This is a genomic window from Segatella asaccharophila, assembly GCF_054687055.1.
This window is the reverse complement of record NZ_BAACAN010000013.1, coordinates 64,398-75,879: the sequence shown is the minus strand read 5'-3', so window position 1 is coordinate 75,879 and position 11,482 is coordinate 64,398. Positions and strand designations below refer to the sequence as shown.

At 43.2% G+C, this 11,482-nt stretch carries 8 protein-coding genes; 6 read left to right on the top strand and 2 right to left on the bottom strand.

The genetic code is table 11. The features are described 5' to 3' along the window. Nucleotides 1–316 precede the first annotated feature (316 nt). The 4 genes from ACYRYG_RS08905 to priA all read left to right on the top strand — a co-directional run bounded on the left by ACYRYG_RS08905 (nucleotide 317) and on the right by priA (nucleotide 4,471). Nucleotides 317–733 (top strand): hypothetical protein, encoded by a 417-nt coding sequence (locus ACYRYG_RS08905; protein WP_293416511.1) that lies wholly within the window; start codon nucleotides 317–319, stop codon nucleotides 731–733. A 182-nt stretch (nucleotides 734–915) separates the two neighbouring features. Continuing rightward, entirely contained in the window at nucleotides 916–1,137 is a 222-nt protein-coding gene (locus ACYRYG_RS08900; RefSeq protein ID WP_460198014.1) for a DUF2795 domain-containing protein, read from the top strand. A 342-nt stretch (nucleotides 1,138–1,479) separates the two neighbouring features. Then, a complete protein-coding gene (locus ACYRYG_RS08895) occupies nucleotides 1,480–2,106 on the top strand; it encodes a porin family protein (RefSeq protein WP_293416509.1) in 627 nt (208 codons plus the stop codon). Between the two features lie 94 nt (nucleotides 2,107–2,200). Beyond that, nucleotides 2,201–4,471, top strand: coding sequence for a replication restart helicase PriA (priA, locus tag ACYRYG_RS08890; protein WP_293425252.1), 2,271 nt, complete (start codon nucleotides 2,201–2,203; stop codon nucleotides 4,469–4,471). Nucleotides 4,472–4,565: 94 nt separating this feature from the next. Here priA and ACYRYG_RS08885 read toward each other — a convergent pair whose 3' ends face one another. Then, on the bottom strand, nucleotides 4,566–6,101 hold the full coding sequence (locus ACYRYG_RS08885) for a hypothetical protein (protein WP_293416505.1): 1,536 nt from the start codon (nucleotides 6,099–6,101) through the stop codon (nucleotides 4,566–4,568). A 275-nt stretch (nucleotides 6,102–6,376) separates the two neighbouring features. Continuing rightward, complete coding sequence (locus tag ACYRYG_RS08880) at nucleotides 6,377–8,566, bottom strand: HD family phosphohydrolase (protein WP_293416503.1); 2,190 nt, start codon at nucleotides 8,564–8,566, stop codon at nucleotides 6,377–6,379. A 110-nt stretch (nucleotides 8,567–8,676) separates the two neighbouring features. Between ACYRYG_RS08880 and gltX the strand changes: the two genes are divergently transcribed. Both gltX and ACYRYG_RS08870 read left to right on the top strand, forming a co-directional pair. After that, nucleotides 8,677–10,194 (top strand): glutamate--tRNA ligase, encoded by a 1,518-nt coding sequence (gene gltX, locus ACYRYG_RS08875; protein WP_460198013.1) that lies wholly within the window; start codon nucleotides 8,677–8,679, stop codon nucleotides 10,192–10,194. A 25-nt stretch (nucleotides 10,195–10,219) separates the two neighbouring features. Beyond that, nucleotides 10,220–11,452, top strand: coding sequence for a 3-deoxy-D-manno-octulosonic acid transferase (locus tag ACYRYG_RS08870; protein WP_293416501.1), 1,233 nt, complete (start codon nucleotides 10,220–10,222; stop codon nucleotides 11,450–11,452). Nucleotides 11,453–11,482 lie beyond the last annotated feature (30 nt).

Here is an 11,482-nt window from a genome sequence, read left to right as displayed (position 1 = left end):
GCGCCGATGGTACTGCAATGCAATGCGGGAGAGTAGGCAGCCGCCTCCTTTTTATCAAGAATAAGGAAAGAAAAGGAAGAGAGGGGCCCGGGAAGCAGGATACTGCATCCCGGGCCCCTTTTCATGTCAGGGCATGTCATATCGGATAAGGAATTTCTTTTCCAGGGTGTGGAGATGGAAGCACATACATGGTTTTGGGGTCCAGTCTCCTTCTGCATATCATTTTATCAGATATGTGGTTAATGAGACTTATCCCTATTATGACTATGCCGATTTGAAAATACAGTTTCCGAAGGTCGACTATCGTTCTCGAAAATTGGGAAAACTCTATTTTCGTATTGCAAATGCTCTACAACCTGGGTCATGGATTCTTGATCTCCCTTCTTCCGGAATTTATGGTCATTATATTCATGCAGGTTGTCTGTTTACTTCTGTTATGACGGTTGATTCTAAGGATGAATTATCTGTTCTCTTAAATCAATTGCAAACATTTGATGTAGCTTGTCTGCCTCTTTCTGAAAAATATCTTTTGGTTTATAAAGAACTCTTACGTTTATCGAATCAGCATTCTGTGTTGATACTTGAAGGAATACACGGTAACAGGAAAAACAGACATCTTTGGAAACAGATCATTTCTGATCCTTTACCCTGTGTTACGTATGATCTTTATGATTGTGGAATCATATTCTTTGATCATACCAAGTCAAAACAAAATTTTATTGTTGATTTTTGATTTTGCTCCTTAAAGACAGGACTTTTATGGAGCATAAAGAGAATGATAGGCGTTTTTTTATTAAAGATCTCTTACATTTTAAGTTTTATTGATAAATAATCAGAAAAATAATGTCATTATTACTTGCTGTTTATTAGAAATTTATTATTTTTGCACGCAAAATAAGTAAAGGAGATGATGCTATGTATTGGACACTTGAATTAGCTTCCAAATTGGAAAATGCGCCTTGGCCAGCAACAAAAGATGAGTTGATTGACTATGCTATACGTTCCGGAGCTCCTGATGAAGTTCTGGAAAATTTAAAAGAGATAGAAGATGATGGCGAAGTCTATGAAAGTATTGAAGACCTTTGGCCGGATTATCCCACGAAAGAGGATTTTCTATGGAATGAAGACGAATATTAATATTGCATAAAATGAAGGGTTGTTCTTATTCATGAGCAACCCTTCATTTGTATATGTTCGTCTGGTCGTTTACTTCTTCCCTGAACTTTTTGTAATTCTTCAGGAGAGAGGAGATGGGCTTCTAACTTTAGTTTTACACAGAGATGCTCTTTCTGTTTATCTTGTTATGTTTAAGAATATGGTGTTTTCGAACTTTTTCTTTTAGTCAAAAGCTTTAAAGTTTCAGTTGTTCTTTCAGATTATTCTGACTTGTTTTAGAGGATAAAGTGCTTACTGTGAATGAAGAGAATGAGTTTAGAGTTGATCAATAGTTAATTAGTTATTTAAATTTTAAGTATTAATATGAAAAAGTTTTATTCAGTTATAGTTTGTATGGTTGCACTGTTGTGTACAACTCCGACTATGGCCCAGATCAAGTATGGAGTAAAGGGAGGATTAAACGTGACGAATATGTCATTTAGTGAAAACGTGTTTGATGCCTCCAATCGTACCGGGTGGTTTTTCGGTCCCACGATGAAGATCTCTCTTCCTTTACCGGGACTGGGAGTGGACGCTTCTGCCTTGTATGATTATCGTTCTGCCAAAGTGGATGCAAAAGACAATACTTTATTGTCTGAAAAGGTGACGGTCAAGCAGCAGCAGATCACGCTTCCTGTCAATCTTCGTTATGGCTGGGGATTAGGCAGTATGGCAAATCTCTATCTTTATGCTGGTCCCCAGTGGGGAATTAATGTTGGAAACAAGAACTTCAAATGGGAGGACGGCTCAAGCTATTCCTTGAAGAATTCTGATTTTAGTGTTAATTTTGGCTTTGGAACGACCCTTTTTAAACATCTTCAGGTTTCTGCTAATTATAATGTTGCCTGCGGAAAGTCAGCTGATGCTGATTTGAAGACAATTGAGAACAATGTCATGCAGGATAAAAGTCATAATAATAGCTGGCAAATTGCGCTGGCATATTATTTCTAGCCCTTGTAGAGTTTGATGGTGAGTTGGGAAGTGTAGAAAAAAGCAGATACTGATGTTGTGAGTATCTGCTTTTTTCTTCTTATCTTTGCAGTGTATGAAATTTGTTAATGTCATATTACCCTTGCCATTAGACGGCTGTTTTACTTATCTCGTTCCCGAGAAATTCACGGGAAAGATTCAAGTCGGTGAGCGGGTGCTCGTACCTCTGGGCCGTAGTAAGAGATATGTCGCCATCGTAGCAAGATTACATGATGATCAACCGGCATTTAAATGTAAACCCATCCTGGAGGTCTTAGACAGCAGACCGGTTCTGCTTCCAGGTCAACTCCGGTTATGGCAATGGATTTCTGATTATTATATTTCTCCACTCGGTGAAATCTTTTCCGTAGCGATGCCCTCCGGGCTTAAGAGCCTGGACAAGTATAAGCCCAAGCTGGAGCTCTATGTAGGACTGGCAGAACCCTACAGGAATGAAGCAGCTTTACATGTTGTCTTGAACCTGTTGTCCCGGGCCGTACGTCAGCAAAAGGTGTTTATCGGATACCTTGCTTTGTCTCATTGGGATACCCTGGAGGGTACTACTCCTCGTGAACCGGTGGTTGAGATCACCCGAGAAGAACTAATGAATTCCTGCCATTGTACTTTGGCACAAGTTAAAGCACTGGCTGATCGCGGCATCCTGTCATTGTATAAGAAAGAGGTAGGGAGACTAAACCATTCTGGAGAGGAGCATCCTGAGCGAGTCCTGCCTTTGAACGAAGTACAGCAAACCGCTTTTGAGGAGATACATGAGAGGTGGAAAGAAAAGAATGTCGTGCTACTCCATGGTGTTACTTCCAGCGGGAAAACAGAAATCTATATTCATCTTATTATTGAAGCCATTCAAAAGCATCAACAAGTACTCTACCTTTTGCCTGAAATCGCCTTGACCGTCCAGATGATGGAAAGATTGCAACGAATCTTTGGCAGTAAACTCGGTATTTATCATTCAAAATACAGTGATGCAGAAAGAGTAGAGATCTGGGAAAAACAATTGTCTGCCCATCCCTATGAGGTGATATTGGGTGCACGGAGTGCTGTCTTCCTGCCCTTTCACAACTTAGGACTGATTATCATTGACGAAGAGCAGGAAACTTCTTTCAAGCAACAGGATCCTGCTCCGCGCTATCATGCCCGTGACGTGTCCATCGTAATGGCCGGAATATATGGTGCAAAGACGTTGCTGGGAACGGCTACACCTTCAATGGAAAGCTATTATAATGCTCAAAGAGGGAAGTATGGGCTGGTAACCCTCAAGACGCGTTATCAGAATATCCAGTTGCCTGAAATCCAGGTGGTAGATGTGAAAGATCTGAAGCATCGTAAGATGATGACGGGTCCGTTTTCTCCACCTTTATTGCTTGCCATACGTGAAGCCTTGGAGAAAGGAGAGCAGGTTATCCTTTTTCAGAACCGGAGAGGTTTTACGCCAATGATCGAATGTGGGGCTTGCGGATGGGTTCCTAAATGTATTCATTGCGACGTCTCATTAACCCTTCATAAGAACCTTAATCAGTTGGTTTGTCATTATTGTGGCACAACGTATCAGATTCCTGCTGTCTGTCCCAATTGTGGCAGTACCGAACTGAAGGGAATCGGTTATGGTACGGAAAAGATAGAAGATCAGGTGAGGGATCTTTTTCCCGAGGCTCGTGTCGCCCGCATGGATCTTGATACTACACGGACGCGTCATGCTTATGAACGGATCATCAATGACTTTGCTGCCGGCAGGACGAACCTTCTCATTGGAACCCAGATGGTCTCCAAGGGACTGGATTTTGACCATGTGAGCGTGGTCGGCATCCTGGATGCTGATACGATGCTTAATTATCCGGATTTCCGCGCCTACGAGCATGCCTTTATGATGATGTCCCAAGTGAGTGGCAGAGCAGGGAGGAAGGACCGGCAGGGACTGGTATTATTACAGACCAGGAATCCCGGTTTGCCGGTAATCCAGCAGGTTGTCCATCATGATTACAGAGGTTTCTATAAGAGTCAGATTTCTGAGCGGAAGGCTTTTCATTATCCTCCCTTTTACCGGCTTATTAATGTGTTTTTAAAGCACCGGAAAGAAGAGGTCGTCCAGCAGGCTGCAGGAGAAATGGGCAGACAACTCCATGCCTGGTTCGGGGATCGGGTGTTAGGACCGGATAAGCCTGCGGTGGCACGTGTTAGTGGGATGGAGATAAGGAAGTTGGTTATTAAACTTGAGAATGGTATAGACCAGAAGCGTGTCCGCGAATGTCTCAAACAGATTAGAAATAGTATGTTGAAGGACTCCCGCTATGGAGCGTTAATGATTTACTATGATGTGGATCCTTTGTAGGAGAATGCCCATGAAGTCCATTTCAGAAAACCTCACCATGAAACCTGGAATGGCTTGATGGTGAGGTTCATAAATGGCAGTTGACCTTCCTGGTTTATAAATCAAGGTCCACTCCTACGCCAAGTACTTTGTTTGTCCGGGTGAAATCATCACTGTTATGGACTTGTACTTCCTGTCCACCTTCAGTAATGGTCTGGTCATATTCCTTTTTCTTATGTCCATAGTCCGTGAAGAAATAGGCAATATTCACGCTGGCATTTTTCATTACCTTGAATTTCGCTCCAAAGCCATAAGAGTTGCTGCTGGTTACAAAACTCATGTCGGTAAGGTATGCTCCATTACCCAGATTATATTGTGTGCGCTGGCAGCCAGCACTCACAAGCAGGTTTTTGGTGATGTCCCATTCAGCGCCACATAAGTACTCCATAGTGTTACCACCCAAGAGTTTCTGTTTGTCATTAGCCATCTTTGCATCCTTGTCAAAATAATAGTGATAACTGCCCATTATGCGTACATTCGGAAGGACTGAGTATTGAACACCTGCAGTCCAGATTCCGGGTAAGTCATTCGGTGTGTTGACCCCATCCGTGAAGAGTCCGGTGTCATCACGTTTGGTGTCATTTTCAATATTAAAATGAGTAGTGAATTCCAGTCTTGTGGCAAAATTCCATTTCCCGGTTTTGTAATCAATGCCGATGATCGGGGTAATCCCCCAGCCATATTGGTTGCACGTCAGATATTTATCTGCGAACTGGTCTTGTGTGGTACTCATCTGCTGGGCACCTTGTGCATATTTTTGTGATAAGGCTTCGTATTGTGCTTTTTGAGTCGGATCAGTAAGTTCTGTAGATCGCATTTTATAGTAAAAAGCCATCTGGTTGTAAGTGTCTGCCTGTTGTCCGAAATAATTATACAAGTTTTCTTGTGTTCCATTGATCTCGGCTGAGATATTGGTTATGTTCCCCTGATAGTGGTTGAAAGCATAATTGAATCTGAAGCCTCCAAAGACGGCGAGATGTGAATTGAACTTATAGGTTCCACCAAACTGAAGGCCGAAAACATATTGCTGGCCTTTGATATAACTATCTACACTATATCCCGGCTGTGAAGTCTGGAAGCCCTGGCTGTACAATAATGCTGGAATCAGTGCTACCTGTCGTTCAAAAGAACCTAAGCCCCGATTGAAAGTACACTGGCCACCACCACCGCTTTCGAAGAATCCGAGTTGGAACCCCACTTTATTGTAGTTGAGTGCGAGTTGGAATGTTGGTATGATAGGGACGGCGGCTTTTCCCTGGAATTGTTTTATACCGTTGTTGTCCCCACCGTATAATTTGAAGGGCTGGTAATATGGTGTGCCCTTTAAAGCAGGTACGGTCATGCCACTCATGATCGTCCGCGTCTGGTAGACGTTTTGAATATTGAAAGATAAATGCAATCCTTTGGGGAGAAAAGCTACTCCTGCAGGATTACTATAGACTCCATCAATGCCAATTGCTCCGTCGCGAGCCATATTCCGGTTGAAAGCAATATTCTGATTTGTGTTTGTGAGCAGTCCTCCTGCATCTGCAGGAATAGTCATGACTAAAGGACAGCATAAGGCCAGTACGGCTAATTTTATTTTATTCATCTTAATAATTGAAAATAAATTGGTCGCGAAGTTACAAGAAGTGTTCTTGTTTTCCTAATAACAGACTGATTATTTAAGTAATGTTAACTCGAAAGGACTGGTTTTCTGCACAAAAAAACTATTTTGTGCAGAAAAGGCGTTCTCTTTTATCTCTTACACAGATGAAGAGGGTGCATCTGTTTTTCTTTAAAGAAGTATTTTATTAATCCATAAGGAATGTGCTTTTCTGAATGGCCGGGGCAGCCTTCATAGAGGATTATGACCTCTCTTCCGGTTTAGTTTGAGGGTCTTGTTTTTTCCTTTCCCGTCAAGTATCGTCCTTTTACGTCCAGTTGTGAGTCATTAGGTCCTTTTTCCGTTTCAGGACTGCTTTGAGATACATTCCTGTCAGATGAACTGGTCCGTTCCTGTTTGGGCTGATTCAGTTCCGGATAGGAGATGCGCGTGTGGTAGATCGCCTTAAGTCTTTCTATAAGCACCTGTTTAGCTTGTGCAATATCCCGAAAGGTAATAGGACATTCCTTGAAAAATCCCTGTTCTACCTGATCATCAATCAGTTTGTTAACCAGATCGGTAATACTTTTTTCAGTATATTCCGGTAATGACCGTGAAGCAGCTTCCACCGTATCGGCCATCATCAGAATAGCCTGTTCACGAGTGAATGGATTTGGTCCTGGATATTGAAAATCAGCCGGGTCTACATCTTCGTCAGGATGTTCATTCTTGTATTTTACATAGAAATACTTTGTAATTCCCGTACCATGGTGTGTGACGATAAAATCTTTGACAATGTTCGGCAGGTTGATCTGTTCAGCGATTTTCATTCCCTCTGAGACATGGCTGATGATAATCTGTGCACTTTCTTTATAACCCATTTTATCGTGTGGGTTTACTCCTGATTGATTCTCGGTGAAGAATACGGGATTAGTGATTTTGCCAATATCATGGTATAGAGCTCCGGTACGTACCAACAGACTCTTTGCTCCAATCTTATTAGCTATTTCCGCGGCCAGATTTCCTACGGTGATGGAATGTTGGAAAGTGCCAGGCGCGACCTCACTGAGCCGCCGCAGGATTCCTTTATTCGTGTTTGAAAGTTCGATGAGAGTGACGTCGGAGACAAAGCCAAACGTTTTCTCAATGAGATACATCAGAGGGTTGGCCAGTAGCAAAAGTACTCCGTTGATAATAAAGTAGGTGTACATGCTACGGTCCATTTTCATCACTTCATTGCTTTGCATGAGATCAAGAGCGAAGTATACCGTTATGCTGACTATTGTGATGAGAAACGCCGTCTTAATCACCTGTAATCTGTTGGAAAGTTCTCTTAATGAGTAGATGGCTACCATTCCCGCAGTCAATTGGACGATGATGAACTCATACTGATATTTTACAGCAGCGGCACAGATGAGAATCATGGTGACATGAGTGACGAAGGCGGTCCGGGAGTCTTGGAAGACCCGGACAAAGATGGGTACGAGAGCAAAGGGAATGATGTAGACGCTGAGGAAATTATGCTTGATGATGAGAGATGTCAGAATGGGAAAGATGACGATCATGGAGTAGAGCATCAGGATGTTCCGGGTCTTTTCAAAATAATCTCTTCTAAATAAGATCAGATATAGAGTGAAGAGCATGACCAGAATAAAAACGAAGATCAGTTGTCCGACAATAGTTGTGGTCAACTCTTCCTTTGTTGCACTCCGGCGTTTCATCTCTTTCTCGTAGGAATTGAGCACCCTGTAGTCATAGTCATTGATGATTTCGCCGCGATCAATGATCTTTTGCCCGCTTAGCACCATACCACTGGCTAATGGAATTCCACTGAGTAAATCATTCTTCTCGGTCTCGCTCCGGTTTTTGTCATAGATCAGATTGGGCTCGATGTAATTATTCAGATTACAACGTTGCAGGATGTTGCGTTCCTTACTTAATTGTTCATTCATAAACAATTGCTCATACGCAGCAAGTGTGGAATAAATATGACGGACTGGTGTACTTTGAGCTTGCTTACCGTTGACGACACGAATCATGGTAGTGGAATCCTTGTAAATCGTGTTGTATTCCGGAGTGTTCATAATGCCTGTCTGGTAGAGTTGATGGAGTCGTCCGGCAACAATTGATATATAGATCCTTGGAAGACCAGGAATGCCATCTTTGAAATCACTAAGGAATTTATGGATGTTGTCTCTTTCGGTTTGAGAATTATAATTGTAATAAGGCTGGAACTGCCTGAGCAGTGAGTCCCTTTCCCGTTGAATCGTCTCGTCCGTTTTGTAGATCGGAAAATCGAATTTAGCAATAAAGGATCCATACATCCATGGCTTGCCAATATCATACTGGAACTGTCTGCCTTCATTACGTGGCAGGAACCATACAATGATGGCTACCGTCGCAATGACGAGCCCGGCCCGCGTGAAGAAATTGCGCCAATAGTGCTCTTCTTTTTTCTTGAATAGATTCATGGTGTCCTGTAATATCGTATTATACTTTGCGAAAGTACGAAAAAAATTGCAATATTCGGAAAAAAATATTAATTTTGCACGAAAATAATTGTTAGGTAGATTTCATTATGATGGCTGGAAGAAAAGTCAGGGTGCGTTTTGCACCAAGTCCAACAGGTCCCTTACATATTGGCGGAGTGCGTACTGCTTTGTTTAATTATCTCTTTGCCCGTCAGCATCAGGGCGATTTTGTCTTTAGGATTGAAGACACAGATACTCATCGTTTTGTTCCGGGGGCGGAAGAATATATTCTTGAATCTTTCAGATGGCTGGGTATCGGCTTTGATGAAGGCGTGGACTTTGGTGGACAGTATGGACCTTATCGGCAGAGTGAGCGTCGTGAGATTTATAAGAAATATGTTCAGATCCTGCTGGATAAGGGGAAGGCGTATTATGCCTTTGATACGCCTGAAGAACTGGAGGAAAAACGCAAGGAGGTGAAGAACTTCCAGTATGATAGTCATACGCGTATGCAGATGCGTAATTCCTTGACGTTGACGGACAGTGAAGTAAGAAGTCTTCTGGATTCCGGTACAGAACATACGGTCCGTTTTAAGGTTGATCCGGGCCTGGACGTGCATGTCAGTGATATGATCCGTGGAGATGTGTGTGTCAAAAGTGAAAGGATTGATGATAAGGTCCTTTACAAGAGTGCGGATGAACTTCCGACTTATCACCTGGCGAATATCGTAGATGACCATCTGATGGAAATTACCCATGTGATCCGGGGAGAGGAGTGGCTTCCGAGTGCTCCATTACATGTCTTGCTCTATCGTGCTTTTGGCTGGGAAGATGAAATGCCTTGTTTTGCCCATCTGCCGCTTCTGTTGAAACCGGAAGGGAAAGGAAAGTTGTCTAAGCGGGATGGGGACCGCCTCGGGTTCCCGGTATTTCCGCTGGAATGGCATGATCCCAAAACGGGAGAGATCACTTCCGGTTTTCGGGAGAGTGGTTATTTTCCTGAAGCGGTCATTAATTTCCTGGCTTTGCTGGGCTGGAATCCGGGAACGGAGCAGGAAATTTTCTCATTGGATGAACTGGTCCGTCTGTTTGACATTAGCAAGTGTTCAAAGTCGGGAGCCCGATTCGACTATCAAAAGGCAGTATGGTTCAATCATGAATATATGCTTCGTAAGAGCGATGAGGAGATTGAGAAAAGTTTCGCCCCGATTGTGGCAGAACATGGGGTGAAGGAAACTCCGGATCGTATTACGGAGGTTGTGCGTATGATGAAGGACCGTGTCGATTTTGTAAAGGACTTATGGCCTCTGTGTGCCTTTTTCTTCATCGCTCCCGCAGAATATGATCCTAAAACGGTGCGGAAACGCTGGAAAGATTATTCTGCAAAACAGATGATGGAGTTGGTCGATGTCCTTCAGGGAATCGATGATTTTTCTGTTCAAGGACAGGAAGCTAAAGTGATGGAATGGATCCGCGAGAAAGAGTATAAACTGGGGGATGTGATGAATGCGTTCCGCCTGGCTCTCGTGGGAATAGGCAAGGGTCCTGGAATGTTTGATATCTCTGCCTTCCTGGGTAAGGAGGAGAGCATCAGGCGTTTACGGCGTGCTATAGAAATACTGAAATAAACACTGTAGGTAAATAAAATCCGACATGTATAATTTTTTCCTCTATCTTTATTCTTTGGGTGTAGCTATTGAAAGTCTGTTCAATGTGAAAGTCAAGAAAATGTGGCGTGGTGAGCACCATACTTTCGATATTCTCAAAGAGAAGGTAGATCCTGACGCTAAGTATATCTGGTTTCATGCTGCATCTCTTGGCGAATTTGAACAAGGGCGTCCACTCATGGAGTCTATTCGTAAGGCCCATCCGGAATATAAAATACTGTTGACTTTCTTTTCTCCTTCCGGATATGAGGTACGCAAGGACTATAAAGGTGCTGATATTATTTGCTATCTTCCTTTAGATACACCTTTGAATGCGAGGCGCTTTCTCAGATTGGTAAATCCGGTAATGGCCTTTTTCATCAAGTATGAATTCTGGCGGAATTATCTTTCTATTCTCAAGAAGCGGAATATACCTACTTATAGTGTAAGCAGTATTTTTCGCAAGAACCAGATCTTTTTCAGATGGTATGGCTGTATCTATGCCCATGTCCTGGAGTGCTTTACCCGTCTTTTCGTCCAGAACCAGAAAAGCAAGGATTTGCTGGCGATGATCGGTATCAAGGATGTGGACATTGTGGGTGACACCCGTTTTGACCGTGTCCTCCAGATCAAGGAGGCAGCAAAGCCTTTTCCTGTCGTAGAGGCTTTCAAAAAAGGGTATAAGGTGTTCGTCGCAGGTAGCAGTTGGCCGCCAGATGAGGATATTTTTATCCGGTTCTTTAATGAACATCGGGATTGGCGGCTGGTCATCGCTCCTCATGTCATATCTCATGATCATCTGGAACAGATCCAGTCCAAACTTGACCGGCGTACGGTTTACTATACGGAGACGACTCCTGAAGAAGCCTCCCGGGCTGAATGTCTGATTGTAAATTGCTTCGGACTTCTCTCAGGTATCTACCGTTATGCGGATGTTTCTTATATCGGGGGTGGTTTTGGCGTTGGAATTCATAATACTCTGGAGGCTGGGGTCTGGAACGTGCCGGTCATTTTTGGCCCGAACAATAAGAAATTCCGTGAGGCTCAGGGATTGCTCAGGTCGGGTGGTGGATTTGAGATTCATTCCTACGAAGACTTTGAGCATGTTATGAATACTTTCCTGGCAGATCAGTCTGCATTGAAAAGAGCCGGAGAAGCTGCCGGCGCATTCGTGAAAAGTCTGGCCGGAGCTACACAGCGGGTCTTCGATTACGTGGATCGCACGGTGTGGTCAAGATAAGATAAGTGGTATTTGTGATTGACCGATAGG